Annotated in this window: 13 protein-coding genes, 1 tRNA gene and 1 pseudogene; 7 read left to right on the forward strand and 8 right to left on the reverse strand. The window is 60.3% G+C overall.

All coding sequences use genetic code 11. The features are described from left to right. Positions 1-20 precede the first annotated feature (20 nt). Both CKW16_RS29115 and phaC read left to right on the forward strand, forming a co-directional pair. The gene (locus tag CKW16_RS29115) at positions 21-1,199 is read left to right on the forward strand and encodes an acetyl-CoA C-acetyltransferase (protein ID WP_095132797.1); all 1,179 of its coding nucleotides are present in this window, start codon (positions 21-23) and stop codon (positions 1,197-1,199) included. A gap of 96 nt (positions 1,200-1,295) precedes the next feature. Beyond that, entirely contained in the window at positions 1,296-2,999 is a 1,704-nt protein-coding gene (gene phaC, locus CKW16_RS29120) for a class I poly(R)-hydroxyalkanoic acid synthase (protein ID WP_095132799.1), read from the forward strand. A 201-nt stretch (positions 3,000-3,200) separates the two neighbouring features. Here the strand turns inward: phaC and CKW16_RS32995 are convergent. Next, a pseudogene (locus CKW16_RS32995) lies at positions 3,201-3,338 on the reverse strand (DUF6124 family protein); the annotation flags it as partial. Between the two features lie 286 nt (positions 3,339-3,624). Between CKW16_RS32995 and CKW16_RS29125 the strand changes: the two are divergent. Beyond that, positions 3,625-4,134 carry an antitoxin Xre/MbcA/ParS toxin-binding domain-containing protein gene (locus tag CKW16_RS29125; RefSeq protein ID WP_095132801.1) on the forward strand — a complete coding sequence of 170 codons (510 nt, stop codon included), beginning with the start codon at positions 3,625-3,627 and terminating at the stop codon, positions 4,132-4,134. Next, a complete protein-coding gene (locus tag CKW16_RS29130; RefSeq protein WP_095132803.1) occupies positions 4,131-4,619 on the forward strand; it encodes an RES family NAD+ phosphorylase in 489 nt (162 codons plus the stop codon). Before CKW16_RS29125 ends, CKW16_RS29130 begins: the two co-directional genes overlap by 4 nt. 9 nt (positions 4,620-4,628) lie before the next feature. Here CKW16_RS29130 and CKW16_RS29135 read toward each other — a convergent pair. From CKW16_RS29135 to fdnG, 7 genes are all read right to left on the reverse strand, one after another. Further along, positions 4,629-4,724: transfer RNA gene (locus tag CKW16_RS29135), tRNA-Sec, on the reverse strand. A gap of 6 nt (positions 4,725-4,730) precedes the next feature. After that, entirely contained in the window at positions 4,731-6,638 is a 1,908-nt protein-coding gene (gene selB, locus CKW16_RS29140; protein WP_095132805.1) for a selenocysteine-specific translation elongation factor, read from the reverse strand. Further along, positions 6,635-8,059 carry an L-seryl-tRNA(Sec) selenium transferase gene (selA, locus tag CKW16_RS29145; RefSeq protein WP_095132807.1) on the reverse strand — a complete coding sequence of 475 codons (1,425 nt, stop codon included), beginning with the start codon at positions 8,057-8,059 and terminating at the stop codon, positions 6,635-6,637. The genes selB and selA overlap by 4 nt, the downstream gene beginning before the upstream one ends. Before the next feature lie 76 nt (positions 8,060-8,135). Then, on the reverse strand, positions 8,136-9,062 hold the full coding sequence (fdhE, locus tag CKW16_RS29150; RefSeq protein WP_095132809.1) for a formate dehydrogenase accessory protein FdhE: 927 nt from the start codon (positions 9,060-9,062) through the stop codon (positions 8,136-8,138). Between the two features lie 4 nt (positions 9,063-9,066). Continuing rightward, a complete protein-coding gene (locus tag CKW16_RS29155) occupies positions 9,067-9,720 on the reverse strand; it encodes a formate dehydrogenase subunit gamma (RefSeq protein WP_095132811.1) in 654 nt (217 codons plus the stop codon). Further along, on the reverse strand, positions 9,717-10,652 hold the full coding sequence (gene fdxH, locus CKW16_RS29160) for a formate dehydrogenase subunit beta (RefSeq protein WP_095132813.1): 936 nt from the start codon (positions 10,650-10,652) through the stop codon (positions 9,717-9,719). Before fdxH ends, CKW16_RS29155 begins: the two co-directional genes overlap by 4 nt. Further along, positions 10,653-13,718, reverse strand: a complete 3,066-nt coding sequence (fdnG, locus tag CKW16_RS29165) for a formate dehydrogenase-N subunit alpha (RefSeq protein ID WP_141232788.1) — start codon at positions 13,716-13,718, stop codon at positions 10,653-10,655. A 242-nt stretch (positions 13,719-13,960) separates the two neighbouring features. Here fdnG and CKW16_RS29175 point away from each other — a divergent pair, with 242 nt between their 5' ends. From CKW16_RS29175 to CKW16_RS29185, 3 genes are all read left to right on the forward strand, one after another. Next, entirely contained in the window at positions 13,961-15,115 is a 1,155-nt protein-coding gene (locus CKW16_RS29175) for a MalY/PatB family protein (RefSeq protein ID WP_095132819.1), read from the forward strand. A 187-nt stretch (positions 15,116-15,302) separates the two neighbouring features. After that, positions 15,303-16,646: a sodium:proton antiporter gene (locus tag CKW16_RS29180; protein WP_095132821.1), complete on the forward strand. Its 1,344-nt coding sequence runs from the start codon at positions 15,303-15,305 to the stop codon at positions 16,644-16,646. Positions 16,647-16,847: 201 nt separating this feature from the next. Further along, positions 16,848-17,324 carry a hemerythrin domain-containing protein gene (locus CKW16_RS29185; RefSeq protein WP_095132823.1) on the forward strand — a complete coding sequence of 159 codons (477 nt, stop codon included), beginning with the start codon at positions 16,848-16,850 and terminating at the stop codon, positions 17,322-17,324. Positions 17,325-17,659: the final 335 nt, after the last annotated feature.

Raw genomic sequence — 17,659 nt, forward strand, 5'->3', positions numbered from 1 at the left:
AAATCTTAATGAGGTCACGCATGAACGAAGTCGTAATCGTTGCCGCAACTCGTACCGCCATTGGCAGTTTTCAAGGTGCCTTGTCCGCGATTCCAGCCACCGAGCTGGGCGCGGCGGTCATTCGCCGTTTGCTGGAAGAGACCGGTCTGGACGGCTCGCAGATCGATGAAGTGATCCTCGGACAGGTACTCACCGCGGGCTCGGGACAAAACCCGGCACGCCAGACGGCGATCAAGGCCGGCCTCCCCCATACCACCCCTGCCCTGACCCTGAACAAGGTCTGCGGCTCGGGCCTCAAGGCGGTTCAGCTAGCGGTCCAGGCCATCCGTTGCGGCGACGCCGAACTGGTGATTGCCGGCGGTCAGGAAAACATGAGCCTGGCGCCGTATGTGCTGCCCAAGGCCCGCACCGGTTTGCGTCTGGGTCATGCGCAACTGCAAGACAGCGTGATTCAGGACGGTTTGTGGGACGCCTTCAACGACTACCACATGGGCATTACCGCCGAGAACCTGGCAGAGAAGTACGAGCTCAGTCGCGAAGACCAGGACGCTTTCGCCGCGGCCTCGCAACAGAAAGCCGCTGCTGCCATCGAAGCGGGCTACTTCAAGCGTGAAATCACCCCGATCCTGATCCCTCAGCGCAAGGGTGAGCCGCTGGTCTTCGACACCGATGAACAACCGCGTCCAGATAGCACACTGCAGGCGCTGGGCAACCTCAAACCTGCGTTCCAGAAAAACGGCAGCGTGACCGCCGGTAACTCGTCGACCCTCAACGACGGCGCCGCCGTACTGTTACTGGCCAGTGCCGCCAAGGCCCTGGCCCTCGGCTTGCCGGTTCTGGCACGCATCAAGGCTTACGCCAGCGCTGGCGTCGACCCGTCGATCATGGGCATCGGCCCGGTGCCGGCCACTCGTTTGGCATTGACCAAAGCCGGCTGGAGCCTGGACGACCTCGACCTGATCGAAGCCAATGAAGCGTTCGCCGCGCAATCACTGGCAGTCGGCAAGGAACTGGGTTGGGACACCAGCAAAGTCAACGTCAACGGCGGCGCGATTGCCCTCGGTCATCCGATCGGTGCATCGGGCGCGCGAATTCTGGTGTCGCTGTTACACGAGCTGATTCGTCGCGACGGCAAAAAAGGCCTGGCCACGTTGTGCATCGGTGGCGGCCAAGGCGTCAGCCTGGTCATCGAGCGCTAGAAACACAGGAGTGTTTGCTTTAGTTGCTGACGCGGCGCCGAAGTCCGGCGCCGCGGTTTTTTTCGGCCCGGTTTACGGATGTGGGCAAGGAGTTCCATGGACAATAACGCGCATACCTTCAACACCTTCTGGTCAGGCCAGGTTCCGTTCATTGCCTCCTTTGCAGTGCAACAATTACGTCTCTGGGTCAGTAGCAATCCGTGGTTTACCGGCCAGGAATACAACGAGTGGTTTGACCTTCCGCGCGGCACCCTGGACAGCCTTCAATCGGATTACCAACAGCAATGGTGCGAACTCGGCCAGCAACTGCTGACCGGTCAGCCATTCAGCTTCGACGATCGACGTTTTGCCAGCGGCAACTGGAGCCAGCCACTGTTCGGCTCGCTCGCAGCGTTTTACCTGCTCAACGCAGGGTTTCTGCTGAAGCTGCTGGACACGTTAGCGATCCCGGACAAAAAGCCGCGCCAACGTCTGCTCTATCTGGTGGAACAGGCCATCGCCGCCGGCGCGCCCAGCAACTTTCTGGCCAGTAATCCCGATGCGCTGCAACGTGTCGTCGATACCCAGGGAAGCAGCCTCCTCACAGGCTTGCTGCACCTGGCCAGCGACCTGCAAGAAGGCAAGATGCGCCAGTGCGACGCCGGTGCCTTCAAAGTCGGTGTCGATCTCGCCAACACCCCGGGCGAAGTGGTGTTCGAGAACGAACTCTTCCAGCTGATTCAGTATTACCCGCAAAGCGAAACCCAGTACCGGCGCCCGGTGTTTGTCGTGCCGCCGTCAATCAACAAGTACTACATTCTCGACCTGCGCCCGGACAACTCGATGGTTGCCCATCTGTTGAAACAAGGGCACCCGGTGTTTCTGATGTCGTGGCGCAACTTCGACCAGGAACACGCGGGTACCACCTGGGATGACCTGATCGAAACCGGCATCATCAAAGGCCTGCAAGTGACCCGTGAAATCAGCGGCGAGCAGCGGCCCAATTGCGTCGGCTTCTGCATCGGCGGCACCTTGTTGAGCTCGGCGCTGGCCGTCCTGGCGGCGCGCGGCGACCGCGAGATTGGCAGCGTGAGCCTGTTGACCACCTTCCTCGACTACCTCGATACCGGCCCTATCGACATCTTCGTCGACGAACAATTGGTGGTCTACCGCGAGCGCACCATCGGCGGCCAGGATGGCCCCATCGGCCTGTTCAAGGGCGAGGACATGGGCAATACCTTCTCGCTGCTGCGCCCCAACGACTTGTGGTGGAACTACAACGTCGACAAATACCTCAAGGGCCAGAAACCGATTCCCCTCGACCTGCTGTTCTGGAACAACGACAGCACCAACCTCCCGGGCCCGATGTACTGCTGGTATTTGCGCCACACCTATCTGCAGAACGACCTGAAATCCGGTGAGCTGGACTGTTGCGGAGTCAAGCTGGACCTGCGCGCCATCGATGCTCCGGCGTACATCCTCGCCACCCATGACGATCACATCGTGCCGTGGAGAAGCGCTTACGCCAGCACCGAATTGCTCTCCGGGACCAAGCGCTTTGTACTGGGCGCGTCAGGGCATATCGCCGGAGTGATCAACCCGCCGGCCAAGGAAAAACGCCATTACTGGACCAACAACCGGGTCACCAAAAACCCGGAAACCTGGTTCAAGAACGCCCAGCAACATTCCGGTAGCTGGTGGAATGACTGGTTCGTCTGGCTGGCTGAACAGGCCGGCGAACGCCAGCCCTCGGTACTGCATACCGGTAACGCGCAATACCCGGCGATCGAGTCGGCGCCGGGGCGTTATGTGATGCAGTGATCGACCACCCTGCACGGCGGCTGGCGCTGTAGCAGCTGTCGAGCCTGCGAGGCTGCGTTCGGCTGCGTAGCAGTCGTAAACCCTGAGTACGCGGTGAGTCTGACGCACCGCATTGTCTGACCTTACGGCTGCTACGCAGCCGGACGCAGTCTCGCAGGCTCGACAGCTGCTACAGAGCCGAACGGCCACAGAGGATCGTGACTACTCAGATGGGTCGAGTCGATCCAGTGCTCGGTTCACCACCCACTCGGCCAGCATGATGACTTGTGAAGTACCCAGCAGGGTATTACGACTTGTCCCCTCTATACGATCCGCCAAATCCATGGTCATTAAACACGCGATCTTGACTGTGTGGATTTGGCGTCGGCGCAGGTCCCACAAGCGGCGTCGAAAATCAAAAAATCGAGGATTTGTCCCACATGTTTTTCCGGTTGGCCGTCGGACGCGCGACGTTTAACGTGGTGGCTCCAGTCAGGCAAGAGAGAGCGCCTGGCGCCCGGCAGGCTTGGTTTCATGCTGTGAGCACGTAACGTGCGGGAGCATTACTTTCGCCGACAAACTCAATTGCGCAGGTTGCGACATTTGGCGCTATGATTGCGTCAAATGTCGTATGGAGGTAATCGGTATGCCCGCCGCGAATCAAGCAGACAAGCCTGCCGTCAAATCCACAGGAAAAACAGTCGTAGCGACGGAGACAAAAAGTGTCACCCGAAAGCCGACTGAGGTGCTGTTACATGGCCGCGAAGGTGATACGCGCATGTTGATCATCCGATACACAAAGGAAGGCTTTGACCTGAGCGACGTCAGGGACATGCTTTCTATATCCGATCTTTACATGGCGCACGGCCTGGTTCAGCGCATTACAGGGAAGTCCCTCAGGACTGTCCAGCGCTTGGCGAAGGAGACCAAACCAGTGCGGCTAAACCAGCAACAAAGTACAGTCGCCTTCCAGTATGCGCAGGCTCTGGAGCACGCCATCAACGTGTTTGGCAATCAGCAGTTGGCTGAGGATTGGTTGAAGAAACCCTGCAAATACCTGGACGGAAACATCCCGCTGGAGCTGATCGACAACTCGCTTGGCTTCCAGGTAGTCGAAGACTATTTGACCCGGATTGAACACGGGGTTTATCAATGAATCCTTTGCCCTGGGATGGGAAGTGGCACGCTTGGCGCCTTGACCGCGAGGTCTTCAAGGACACCTGGGACAGTGGCATGGGTGCGCAGCAATCCGGTGGTCGATGGAACCCTCCCGGCCGCCGGGTTATTTACGCTTCGGCCGATCCGTCCACTGCCATTCTGGAAGTCGCAGCCCACGCAGGCTTCGATACGCTGGATATGGTGCCTCACGTGTTGACGTGCTTCGAAGTGCTGGATTCGAATTCCATCAAGGTTGTTCAGCCCGAAGATGTGCCAAACCCCAATTGGCTTATCCCGTCTCAACTCTCGCCCAATCAGCAGCTGTTTGCTGATGATCTGCTGGCCGAACATCCCTTTCTGCTCATCCCGTCTGCAGTCACCCGTCATTCGTGGAATCTGTTGGTGAGCTGCGACTTGGCCGCGGATCAGTTCAAACTTGTTTCTCAGGAACGCTTTGGGCTGGATACCCGGTTGCTCAAGTGAAAGGAAAAATGGCGGAAGGCAGCCGGAGTCGAACCTGCCCGGGAACGGATGCCGTCCCCAACCGGGTTTGAAGCCCGGCCGCGCCACCGGGCGCGATTGCCTTCCTTGAAGTCAGTGCTCGGTGCGTTGGGCCAAGGCATTGTCGAGGCGGATATGGCGCTTGTCGCCAAACCGTCGCGTCAGGCCGATCCGGTCGAAGTATTCGAGGATCTGGATGCTGCGCTTGCGACCCAGGCCCACCGCATCACGAAACGCCCTAACCTGAATCACCGGGTTTTGCGCGGCCAGTTGCACAAGCATAGCCGCCAATCGGCGGATCATCGTGTCGGTGTAGAACAGGTCACGGACGACTTGATGCACCAATCCCAGCCTCGCCATTTTGCATAGCAGCAAGCGCACGGCCGCCTCGTCATGGTCAAGGTTGCGCACCCACGGCGGATCAAAACCAGCCTGTTCGAACAACGGTTGCAAGTGTTGCCACAGGGCTTCGTCGTCTTCGCTCAAACGCACCTGATGATCGGGCAAATGCAACCATGGCCCGCTGGCGGCAATCGCGCCACTGGCGAGTAATTCGTCGAGCAGACTGATGAACGTCGGACGGTCCAGCGCTGTGCCGGTGAACCGTCGGAGGCGATCCCGGTCCGGGCCCATTTGATCCGGTTCCAGTTGATGAAAACGTGCGAGGTGTTCCAGCAACGGGGCTTTCAGCGCTTCCCAGCGGGCCGCACTGAACAGCAATGGACCTTGGCGGGTGTCGATCAGGCGCACCTCATCAGGCAAAACCCACGTGTTGCGGGGGCGGTTGAACTGACGCTCCAAACGCTGGGGATCGAGCCCGGTGTCGCTATTGGCCAATAACGCCGGCAGGCTGTCTTCCAACTCTTTGCGTGTGGCAAGAGCATGTAGCTGCGCCAGCCGCTCGGGACTTCGGCGTTGTCGGGTCGGCGCAAACGGGTCGAGCACCCGCGCGCCGCCGAGGGTGCGTTGGGCGCTCTGGTCACGCAGGATCAACGGATCGCCCTTCACGGCCTGCACCGGCATATTCAGCAGCAGTTGCGCGAACATCCGTTCACCCGGCGCCAGGCGAGTGCCTTCCAGCAACGCCACCCGCCCGGTCACATCTTGAGTTCCCACGTGAACGTGCACGGGTTGAAAGTGCTCGAAGGCTTTGGGTTCGCTGGCTAACAATTGCAGGTCGACATCCACTCGCTGGGTCGGCGCATACAACCACTCGGCCAGCAACCAGTGACCGCGATGAATCTGCTCCAGGGCCAAGCGTTCGGCACTCAGGTTCAACGCCACTCGCTGTCCGGCCATTGCGACTTCGGCAGCCCGATTCTGTGCATGTAGGCCGCGCACACGCACGGGTTTGCCCTGCGGGCCAAGCATCAGCGTATCGCCCACCGCCACCACGCCGGACAACGCAGTGCCGGTCACCACGATGCCGACGCCGGCCACACTGAAGGCACGATCAATCGCCAGGCGAAAACCGCCGGTGGTGCTGCATTGAACGACTTCACGCTGCGCCGCGAGCAAGGCTTGTCGCAGGGCCTCGATGCCCTCCCCGGTCACACTCGACAGCGCAATCAGCGGCGCGGTTGCATAAGGCCCCGGGGCCAGCAATGTCTGGATCTGATCGCGAACGGCTTGCACTCTGGACGGTTCGACGCGGTCGCATTTGCTGATCGCCACCACAGCCCGAGGGATTCCCAGCAGTTCAACGATGGCCAGGTGTTCGCGGGTCTGCGGCATGACGCCGTCGTCGGCCGCGACCACCAGCAACACCAGATCAATGCCCTGGGCACCCGCCAGCATGTTGTGGGTGAAGCGCTCATGACCGGGCACATCGATAAAACCGGTCAGGGGCGCTTGCGGTTCCAGCGCCGCGTAAAGGTAACCGAGGTCGATGGTCATGCCGCGTTCACGTTCTTCCCGGCGACGGTCGCCGACCTGGCCGGTCAGGGCCTGGAGCAAGGCAGTCTTGCCGTGGTCGATGTGCCCGGCGGTGCCGACGATCACTCTATGGCTCCTGCAATTTGATCGAGTTGCGCCAACCACGCCGGCTCATCGTCCAGTTGCCGCAGATCCAGCCACAACGCATCGTCATCAATGCGCCCGAGCACCGGAATCGGCAACGCTCGCAGGGACGTTTCCAAACCATGCAGCTGCCGTCCACGAAGACGTTTGGACGCGTGCGGTCGCAGGCATAAAGCCGCACTCGGCAAGCGCGCCACCGGTTGGCTGCCGCTGCCGATCATGCTCAGCGCCGGTACTGCACTGACGCTCCAGCCGTCGCCCAAGACTTTGGCCAGCAAGGGTTGCAGACGCTCAGCCTGGGCGAGGATGTCCGCCTGGGGCCGGGTCAGCAGGCGCAAACTCGGCAGCCGCTCAGCCAGTCGATCAGGATCGCGGTACAGGCCCAACACCGCTTCGAGGGCAGCCAGGGTCAGTTTGTCGACCCGCAAGGCGCGCTTGAGCGGGTTCTTCTTGATCTTCGCGATCAGGTCTTTGCGGCCGACGATCAACCCGGCCTGGGGGCCACCCAGTAACTTGTCGCCGCTGAAGGTGACGATGTCGGCGCCATCGCTCAGCGCCTGGCGCACCGTCGGTTCGGCGGGCAAGCCCCAGCGCGTCAGGTCCAGCAGGCTGCCGCTGCCGAGGTCTTCAAGCAACGGCAAGCCGTGTTTATGCGCGAGTTGCGCCAACTCGGCGGTCGGCACCCGTGCGGTGAAGCCTTCGATGTTGTAGTTGCTCGCATGTACGCGCATCACCAACCCGCTGCGTGGGCTGATCGCGGCTTCGTAATCGCGGGCATGCGTGCGATTGGTGGTGCCGACTTCGTGGAGCCTGACCCCGGCTCTGGCCATGATGTCGGGAATGCGGAACGCGCCGCCGATTTCGATCAGTTCGCCCCGGGAAATGATGCCTTCCTTACGCGCGCCCAGGCTGTTGAGCGCCAGCAATACGGCGGCGGCGTTGTTGTTGACCACCGTCACCGCCTCGGCGCCGGTCAGCTCGCGGATCAGGCCTTCGATCAGATCATCACGGTCGCCGCGTTTGCCGCTGTGCAGGTCGAATTCCAGATTGAGCGGGTAGCGTGCCGCGAGTTGCACGGCGTCGATGGCTTCCTCCGGCAACAACGCTCGCCCCAGATTGGTGTGCAGCACCGTGCCGGTGAGATTGAACACCCGGCGCACGTTGCTGCGATGCTGAATGGCCAAGCGTTCACCTGCCCTGCCGGCTAACGCTTCGGGTGCGATTTCAATGGCGTCGAGTTGCCCCGAAAGCACCGGTTCACGCAAGTCATCAAGCAATTGGCGCAAATTCGCCAGCAGCGCATCACGCCCGTAACGCTCAGCCAATGGCTGGCAGGCGGGATGGCGTAGCAAACTGTCGATGGAAGGCAGCCGCAGAGTTTGGCTGGCGGATCTGGAAGACATCAGGCGCTCCCGCAAACGTTGACCGTCGCGCCTGAGTGTAGCTGTTGAGTTTAAAGGGAGTGCTCAAAGGGATAGCTCAGCCACCTCCGGGGGCCAGCAGAAGATTAGGCGCCGGACGCTGGTAGCCTTCCTGTTCCAGGCGCATGTCCAGCAGCAGGCTGGTCAGGTCCGTCGAGAGCGCTTCGGCCTCGGCGTCGTTTTCCAGGTAAAGCAGCTTCAGATAGCTATGGCAGCCAGGACAGACTTCCGCGCGTGTCGGTGCCTGATTGGCAGCGTGGCGGTCGTCATCGAGGCTGACGTATTCAAGGCCTTTGCTTTGTTCGCAATACACGCATTTGACCCGCACCACATGCCATTCGCAGGCACACAACGAACACACCAGATACCGCAAGCCGTTGTACTTGCCGCGATGGCGAATCACGCCGGCCATGGCCGGCGAACCGCAGGCCGGGCATTGGCTGAGACTGTCGCCGGGCTTCAGCGCAAGGTCCGCTGTACTCAGTAACCAATGACTCCAGGCCACCTGCAACGCTGCGCCGAGAAACGGCACCACGGCGGCGGGCAGCAAGGCGAACTGGCCGCTGACCAGCGCAATCGCCCAGGGCTTGAGTTGCCCGACGTGGGCGTTGCGCAAGGTCGCCACGGCTTTTTCCACCGCTGGTTGCGGCGGTGGCTGGTAACGCTGCAACAGCGCTTCGAGGAACGGCAGCCAATCGTCTTCGCGCACCAGACTGTCAGCGGCGAACGGCGGCAAGCCGTGTTGCTGGCACACTCGCAGGCGTTCGGCATCGGGCATGGTGGCCACGGGCGGATCGTCCATCACACACTGCTGCACGTGGCACAGGCCGGTCACCAGCCGCAGGTAATCGGCCAGTGGATGGCCGTCGACCAGACGCTCCAGGCGCAAGGCGCGCAAGGTGAACAGGTTTTTCGGTGGCAGGTGCAGAAACGGCGGCGAGCTCGCCGCCGCTTCGATCTCGCCAGGCTCAAGAATCGTCGCCAAGGGGCTATCCTTTTTTGCTGATCGGCCGGTCGGGGTGTTCGTCGCGGGTCACTTCGCGGTACCAGAGTCCATGGTGTTTTTTCGCCCAGGCGCGGCTCACCCCGCCATGCACCATGGCGCTGACCGAACCCTTGATCCAGATGCCGGCGTAGATGTGCACGATGATGCTCAGCACCAGGATGAAACCCGCCAACGCATGCAGCAGCATGGCCCAACGAATGCTGGTGATGCCGAAGTACTCGCTGAAATACGCGCGCCAGATCACCAGCCCGCTGAACAACAACACCAGCATGCAAATCAGCAAGGTCCAGAACAGCAGCTTTTGCCCGGGGTTGTACTTGCCGATGGGCGGCACGCCCTCCTCCTCATTCTTGATCACCCGCCCGACTCGCCTCAGCCATAGCCGATCGTTGGTGATAAAGAAGTTCGCCCGAAAGAATTGAATCACCAATCCCAGGAACAGCACAAACATCACCACGCCCATGAACGGATGCAGGATGCGCGTCCACGGGCCGCCGCCAAACAGGTTGCTGAGCCAGAACAGCGCCGGATGGAATAACGCCAGCCCCGACAGTGCCGCCATCAGAAACAGAATCGCTACCAGCCAATGGTTAGTGCGCTGGTTTGATGTGTAGCGAAGGATCGGTTTGTCGTTCATGGCCTGTCCTGCCCCTTCGGATCATAGGTATGTACCGATGGATCGATTTCATGCACGGCGGGATCGGGGATAGTCGGGTGTTCGTCCTCCTCGACCAGCTGCGGCCCGATGCGCACGTAGTGGAAGAACCCGGCCAGCACCGCCAAGCCCATGGCCAGCAACCCCAAGGGTTTGCTCACGCCTTTCCACAGGTCGACCAGCGGACTGATCGCCGGGTGATCCGGCAACCCGGCATACAACCTGGGCGTGTCGGCATGGTGCAGCACATACATCACGTGAGTACCGCCGACGCCACTCGGGTCGTACAGACCCGCGTGTTCGAAGCCACGGCTCTTGAGGTCGACGATCCTTTCGGCCGCATGGTCTTTCATATCGTCCTTGGTGCCGAACACAATCGCGCCCGTCGGGCAGGTTTTGACGCAGGCCGGTTCGAGCCCCACCGCCACCCGGTCCGAGCACAACGTGCATTTGTAGGCCTTGTGATCCTTTTGCGAGATGCGCGGGATATTGAACGGGCATCCGGTGATGCAATACCCGCAGCCGATGCAATGGTCCTGGTCGAAATCGACGATGCCGTTGGCGTGCTTGATGATCGCTCCCGGACTCGGGCAGGCCGCCAGGCAACCGGGTTCTGCGCAGTGCATGCAGCCGTCCTTGCGAATCAGCCACTCCAGATTGCCGGCGTCGGTTTCATGCTCGGTGAAGCGCATCAAGGTCCAGGTATCTGCGCTCAGGTCTTGAGGGTTGTCGTAGGTGCCGAGGTTGTGGCCGACCTCGTCGCGCAACTCGTTCCATTCCGAGCAGGCGACCTGACAAGCCTTGCAGCCAATGCATTTGGTGGTGTCGATCAGCTTGGCCACTTCCTCTTGATTGCGTACCGAGGACGGGACGGTCGTGGTGGCCGAACGGGCGATGATGTCTTGGCTGGCCATTTAGACTTTCTCCACATTGACCAGGAATGACTTGGATTCCGGGGTCTGAGTGTTGCCATCGCCGAGGAACGGCACCAGGGTATTGGTCAGGTAACCGTGGCGCGTGAGCCCGGTAAAACCCCAGTGCAGCGGGATACCGATCTGGTGCACCACCTGATTGTTGACCTGCAGCGGTCGAATCCGCTTGGTCACCACCGCCACCGCTTCTATATGCCCGCGCTTGCAACTGACACGGACCCGGTCGCCCGCCACGATGCCTTTCTCCTTGGCCAGCACTTCACCGATCTCGACGAACTGCTCGGGTTGGGAAATCGCGTTGAGCTTGCAATGCTTGCTCCAGAAGTGGAAATGCTCGGTCAGCCGGTAGCTGGTCGCTGCATACGGATAGTCCTTGGCCACGCCTAAGGAATCCCATACCGAATCGAAGATCCGCGCCGCCGGGTTGCTGGTGGCTTTCTTGTTTTCCGGGTGCAGCGGATTGATGCCGATCGGCGTTTCGAACGGCTCGTAATGCTCAGGGAAAGGCCCTTCGTTCATCTTGTCGACGGCAAAGAATCGCGCCACGCCTTCGGGGTTCATGATGAACGGATTCATCCCGGCTTCCGGTGGCGAGTCGGCCTTGAAGTCCGGCACATCGGTGCCAGCCCAGACTTTGCCGTTCCACCACACCAGGCGTTTTTTCTCGTCCCACGGCTTGCCTTGCGGGTCGCACGAAGCGCGGTTGTAAAGAATCCGCCGGTTCGCCGGCCAGGCCCAGGCCCAGCCCTGGTGTTGCTTCATGCCATATGGATCGCTGTTGTCGCGCCGGGCCATCTGGTTGCCCGCCTCAGTCCAGCTGCCACAGAAAATCCAGCACCCGGAAGCCGTACTGCCGTCGTCCTTGAGCAGACCAAAACCGGCCAGTTGCGCGTTGCCCTTGATCGCCACGCCGGTAGCGTCGGTGAAGTCCGTGGTGGCATAGCCGTTGATTTCCTTGGCCAGTTCTTCCGGCGAAGGCTCTTCGGCAACTTTGTACGGCCAGGACAGTTTGAGAATCGGCTCGGCATAAGCGCCGCCGTTGGCCTGGTAACGCTGGCGCAGACGGATAAACAGCTCGCTCATGATCCGCACATCGGTGCGCGCTTCACCAGGGCCATCCGCGCCTTTCCAGTGCCATTGCAGCCAGCGGCTGCTGTTGACCAGCGAGCCGTCTTCTTCGGCGAAACAGGTGGTGGGCAGGCGAATCACTTCGGTCTGGATGCCAGCGGTTTCGACATCGTTGTACGGCCCGACATTGCGCCAGAACTCCGAGGTTTCGGTGGACAGCGGGTCCATCACCACCAGCCACTTCAGCTTGGCCAGCGCCGCCATCACTCGGTTCTTGTCGGGTAGCGCGGCAATGGGGTTGAAGCCCTGGCACATGTAGCCATTGACCTTGCCCTGGCCCATCAGGTCGAACACTTTGAGGATGTCGTAGTTCGGGATGTCGAGTTTCGGCAGATAGTCATAAGCCCAGCGGTTTTCGAGCGTGGCATTCGCGCCGTACCAGGCTTTCATCAGGCTGACGTGGAACTTGCCGTAGTTCTGCCAATAGGATAACTGCCCCGGACGCAACGGTTTTTGCGTCCGTTTGACGATGTAAGCGTTGTAATCCTGCTCCGCATCCTGCGGCAAGGTCAGATAGCCCGGCAGCGAATTGGACAGCAAGCCGAGGTCGGTCAGCCCCTGAATATTGGAGTGCCCGCGCAAGGCATTGACGCCCCCGCCCGGCATGCCGACGTTGCCCAGCAGCAATTGCACCATGGCCGCGCTGCGAATGATCTGCGAACCGATTGAGTGCTGCGTCCAGCCCAGCGCGTAGAGAATCGTCATGGTCTTGCCCGGTTGCGAGCAGGTGGCGATCTCTTCCCAGATTTTTTGCATGGCATCCACCGGCATGCCGCAAATCTGGCTCGCCAGTTCGATGTTGTAGCGGCTGTAATGCTGCTTCATCAATTGATAGACGCAGCGCGGGTCTTGCAGGGTCGGGTCGACCTTGACGAAGCCGTCATCACCGAGTTCATAACCCCAGCCGGACTTGTCCGTGTAGCTGCGTTTGGCCGCGTCGTAGCCGCTGAAGATCCCGTCCTCGAAGCCATAACCGGCTCTGACGATGAACGACACGTCGGTATAAGCGCGTACGTACTCGTGCTGGATCTTGTCTTCGGTCAGCAGGTAGTTGATCAGCCCGCCCATGAAGGCGATGTCGGTGCCGGTGCGAATCGGCGCGTAATAGTCGGCCACCGAGGCGGTCCGGGTAAAACGCGGATCGACCACGATCAGACGTGCCTTGTTGTGCGCCTTGGCTTCGGTCACCCATTTGAAGCCGCACGGGTGCGCTTCTGCTGCGTTGCCGCCCATTACCAGGATCAGATTCGCGTTACCGATATCGGTCCAGGTATTGGTCATGGCACCACGGCCGTACGTCGGGGCAAGACTTGCCACCGTCGGGCCGTGTCAGACACGCGCCTGGTTATCGAACCCCAGCATGCCGAGACTGCGAACCACCTTATGGGTGATGTAACCCGCTTCGTTGGACGCCGCCGAGGCCGCGAGGAAACCGGTGGTCAGCCAGCGGTTCACCGTTTGGCCCTGGGCATTCTTCTCGATGAAGTTGGCGTCGCGGTCGGCCTTCATCAGGTCGGCGACGCGATCGAGCGCCTCATCCCAGGAGATACGCGTCCACTCGGTGGTGCCGGGTTTGCGCACCTGTGGGTATTGCAGGCGGCCGGGGCTGTGAATGAAGTCCAGCAGGCCTGCGCCTTTGGGGCACAGGGTGCCGCGATTGACCGGGTGGTCGGAATCGCCTTCGATGTGGATGATGTTTTGCGCGACATTCTTGGCGGCATCGCCCTGGCTGTACATGATCAAGCCGCAGCCTACCGAGCAGTACGGGCAGGTGTTGCGGGTTTCATGGGTGTGGGCAAGCTTGAAGTGGCGCACCTGCTCGGCGAAGGCAGTCGCGGGGGCCATGCCCAGCGCGCCGAGGCTCGAGCCCGCAAGGCCGATACCAGCGACCTTGAAGAACTGACGACGGTTGAGGTCCATCGTGCACTCCTGTCAGGTGGAGACCCGGTAGTTTTGCCGGGTTTTTCTGGACAATCACGGTTGCGGCAGTCTGGCTGCCGACACTTAAAACTGTAGACAATGTTAGAACTGACTGTGTGAAAACCGACCATCGGGCAATACCTGGGTCCAGCATCACACACAACCTTGTGGGTGCTCGCTCCCACAGGGGCTTGGCGTTTATCATGACCGTCGGATTTACCCTGCCCTTTATGAGACTGAGCATGACTTTCGATTTTGATCAGGTGTTCGACCGCCACAACACCGGCAGTACCAAATGGAGCCGTTACCCGGCCGACGTGTTGCCTATGTGGGTGGCCGACATGGACTTCTCCGCACCGCCGGTGATCATCCAGGCCCTGCAAAAACGTCTGGAACACCCGATGCTCGGCTACAGCGTGGCCCAGGATGACTTGCGCGATGCCATCGTCGCCGATCTGTGGAACAAGTACGCCTGGCGAGTATTGCCTGAGGAACTGATTTTCCTGCCGGGCGTGGAGTCGGGGTTCAACATGGCGCTGAATGCGCTGGTCCAGCCGCAGCAGAACGTCGTGGTTCAGGTCCCGAACTACCCGCCGCTGCGTCATGCGCCGGGTCACTGGGGTTTGAATAAGGTTGAACTCGAATTCGACGCGTTGGCGGACGGCACTTACGCCACGCCACTCGATGCCCTGAATCAGGCGCTGACCGGTGGCGGTGCGCTGCTGCTGAGCAACCCGCACAACCCGGTGGGCAAAGTCTTCCCGCGGGAAGAACTGCAAGCGGTTGCCGACATCTGCCTGGAACAGGACGCCTGGATCATCTCTGACGAGATTCATGCCGAGCTGTGTTTCGACGGGCGCGTGCACATTCCGACGGCTTCCCTGAGCCCGGAAATCGCCAAGCGCACCATCACACTGATGTCGGCGAGCAAGGCCTACAACATTGCCGGGCTGAAAACATCGTTCATGATCATTCAGGACTCAGTGTTGCGTGCGCGGGTCAACCACGCCCGCTGCGGCATGGTCGACAGCGTCAACCCGTTGGGCATGGAAGCGACGCGCGTCGCCTACAGCGAAGGCGGCCCTTGGCTGGCCGGGTTGAAGGCGTATCTGCAAAGCAATCGGGATTATCTGGTGGAAGCGGTCAACACGCGCCTGCCGGGTGTAACCATGAATATTCCGCAAGGCACGTATCTGGCGTGGCTCGATTGTTCGGCGCTGGGACTGGATAACCCTCAGCAGTTTTTCCTTGAACAAGCCAAGGTCGGGTTGAGCGCGGGTCTGGATTTCGGCGATGACAGCAAACAGTTCGTGCGCCTGAACTTCGGCTGCCCACGGTCGTTGCTGGAAGAAGGCATTGCGCGGATGGAGCGCAGTTTGCTCAATCGCAACGCCTGACCTGTGATGATCGTTCCCACGCAGAGCGCGGGAACGAGATCGCCTTCGCCCGTGAAGGCGCGGATGTCGTCGCCTACCTCAATGATCCTGCTATGGTTCAACGTATTAACGCCTGAATACCTGCGCGCGACCGTCGGTTGATCGCCAAAGGCTCTACATCACGGCACGCACCCGACGAGTACCGAGCATGAGTTTCATTTTGTGGGTGGCGGTGCTGGGTGCCGTGCTGATGACGCTGGCACTGACCTCGTCGTACCTGCGATGGATGCCGGTGACTACGTCGGCGGTGTGCCTGGTGCTGGGTGTAGCCATCGGGCCCGCGGGGTTCGGGCTGTTGAAACTGGACACCGATGATGCGTCCACCTGGATGGAGCACCTGACGGAAGTCGCTGTGCTGTTTTCGTTGTTTGTCTGCGGTTTGAAGTTGCGCTTGCCGCTCAGAGACAAAAACTGGCGCATTGCCTACGGTCTGGCCGGCCCGGTCATGGTGTTGACCATTGCCGGTGTCAGCCTGTTGCTGCATTACGGTTTCGAGTTGTCCTGGGGCGCGTCCGTGTTGATCGGTTCGATTCTGGCGCCCACCGACCCGGTGCTCGCCGCCCTGGTGCAAGTCAACGACGCCCGGGATGACGACAGCGTGCGCTTCGGGCTGTCGGGTGAGGCCGGGCTCAATGACGGAATCGCCTTCCCGTTTGTCATCCTCGGCCTGCTGCTGGTGCAACACGACGGCAACCCCGGCTGGCTGAGCGACTGGGTGCTGCGCAGTCTGTTGTGGGCAGTCCCGGCCGGTTTGCTCACCGGCTACTGGATGGGACGCGGCATTGGTCGCCTGACCTTGTTAATGCGCATCAAAAATGACGACAGCACCCTTTCCCCGAATGATTACCTCGCCCTCGCCTTGATTGCCCTGGCGTATGTCGGGGCCGAGTCGATTCACGGTTACGGCTTTCTGTCGGTGTTCGCTGCCGGCCTGGGTTTACGCCACGTAGAAGTCAAATCCACGGGCGACGACGCGCTTCCCGCCGAGCATCTGGTTCAGCCCGTCGTGGGACATCAGAACGTCGAGCCGCAACATGCGGTTCATGGTGATACCGCAAGCCTTGAAGATGCTCAGGTCGCCGCGGGCATCATGATGGGCGACATGCTCGCCTTTGGCAGTCTGGTGGAACGCGCCATGGAGGTCTTTCTGGTGACGCTGCTCGGTGTGGTGCTGATGGCTCACTGGGACTGGCGCGCATTGCCGATCGCCGGCGTTTTGTTTTGTCTGATAAGACCACTGAGCGTCGTCGCCATGCCTTGGGGTGGTTTGCTCAACGGGCACCAGCGAATGCTGATTGGCTGGTTCGGCATACGCGGCATCGGCAGTCTGTATTACCTGTTTTATTCGTTGAACCACGGCCTGAACCAGTCGGTGGCAACGCTGTGCATCAACCTCACGCTGTCTGTCGTCGCATTGAGCATTCTGTTCCACGGGATCAGCACTCAACCCCTCCTCGCGCGATATGAACAACGCAAGAATAAAGATAGCTGATGCTCACCGCGAACTGCATGAGTCAATGTTCGGACTCATGCAGGCTGCATGACCTCAGTTCGCCATCAATCACTTCAACTTATTGTTTTATAAACAAGTTATTGCACCGGCAAATCGGCACGACAAATGCTCCAGGACAATGAGCGACTTTCGGCTTTAGACCGTTCGCGCTCACCCCTGACTTGTTGGAGAGACTCGACCATGAACGCCATAGACTTGTTGAAAGCCGACCATGAACGCGTAAAAGGCATCCTGACCCAGTTAAGCGAATCCACCGAGCGTGGTGTTAAAAAGCGCGGCGAGTTGCTGGCCAAGCTGGAAATGGAGATCGCCATCCATACCCGTCTCGAAGAAGAAGTCTTGTACCCGGCGTACAAGAAAGCCGGGGGTAAGGAGCAGGACGTCATGTATTACGAAGCCAAGGAAGAACATCGCACCGTTGATTCCCTGGTGCTGCCAGACCTGAAAGTCACTGATCCGTCCACCCCGGAATTCGCCGGTCGCGTGAAAGTGGTCAAGGAACTGCTGGAACACCACATCGAAGAAGAGGAAACCGAGATGTTCCCTCAGGCCAAGAAGCTGTTGGGCAAAACCACACTGGAAGAGCTGGGGGCGCAAATGGAAAGCTTGAAAGCCCAGTACAAGAAAGAGATGAGTGCAGCCAATCTGGCGGCTTGATGCAGGTGATGGGACAACAAAAGGCCCGGCATATGCCGCAATGCTGTTCATTTAAGGTTGGGTACATATCCGTTTCTGCGGTGATGGCTGCTGGCGGTTTCGCTTTTACAGCGAGTCACTTGGAACAGCCCCAAGTAACCAAGGGCTCTTGCCCCGCCATTCGGTGCCTCGCCCAGGCTCGGCATGCCCTCACTCCGGCATTGCTCCGGGGGCCCGCCGCCATCGGCCATCCATGGCCGGGGGCGGCTACCGCGGCATCCTTGCCGCGGTGCCCCCTGCGCAACGCCTGCGTTCGGCCTCTGGGAAAGGGGCAAGCAGATCAAGATCAAAAGCCA

This window comes from Pseudomonas sp. Irchel s3h14 (assembly GCF_900187425.1).
Taxonomy (GTDB): domain Bacteria; phylum Pseudomonadota; class Gammaproteobacteria; order Pseudomonadales; family Pseudomonadaceae; genus Aquipseudomonas.

What these genes read in the sequence shown, in the direction of transcription:
- selA (WP_095132807.1), bottom strand. Translation starts at nt 8,059, where the DNA reads ATGTCTTCCAGATCCGCCAGCCAAACTCTGCGGCTGCCTTCCATCGAC.
- CKW16_RS29125 (WP_095132801.1), top strand. Translation starts at nt 3,625, where the DNA reads ATGCCCGCCGCGAATCAAGCAGACAAGCCTGCCGTCAAATCCACAGGA.
- CKW16_RS29175 (WP_095132819.1), top strand. Translation starts at nt 13,961, where the DNA reads ATGACTTTCGATTTTGATCAGGTGTTCGACCGCCACAACACCGGCAGT.
- CKW16_RS29185 (WP_095132823.1), top strand. Translation starts at nt 16,848, where the DNA reads ATGAACGCCATAGACTTGTTGAAAGCCGACCATGAACGCGTAAAAGGC.
- fdxH (WP_095132813.1), bottom strand. Translation starts at nt 10,652, where the DNA reads ATGGCCAGCCAAGACATCATCGCCCGTTCGGCCACCACGACCGTCCCG.
- CKW16_RS29130 (WP_095132803.1), top strand. Translation starts at nt 4,131, where the DNA reads ATGAATCCTTTGCCCTGGGATGGGAAGTGGCACGCTTGGCGCCTTGAC.
- CKW16_RS29180 (WP_095132821.1), top strand. Translation starts at nt 15,303, where the DNA reads ATGAGTTTCATTTTGTGGGTGGCGGTGCTGGGTGCCGTGCTGATGACG.
- CKW16_RS29155 (WP_095132811.1), bottom strand. Translation starts at nt 9,720, where the DNA reads ATGAACGACAAACCGATCCTTCGCTACACATCAAACCAGCGCACTAAC.
- phaC (WP_095132799.1), top strand. Translation starts at nt 1,296, where the DNA reads ATGGACAATAACGCGCATACCTTCAACACCTTCTGGTCAGGCCAGGTT.
- CKW16_RS29115 (WP_095132797.1), top strand. Translation starts at nt 21, where the DNA reads ATGAACGAAGTCGTAATCGTTGCCGCAACTCGTACCGCCATTGGCAGT.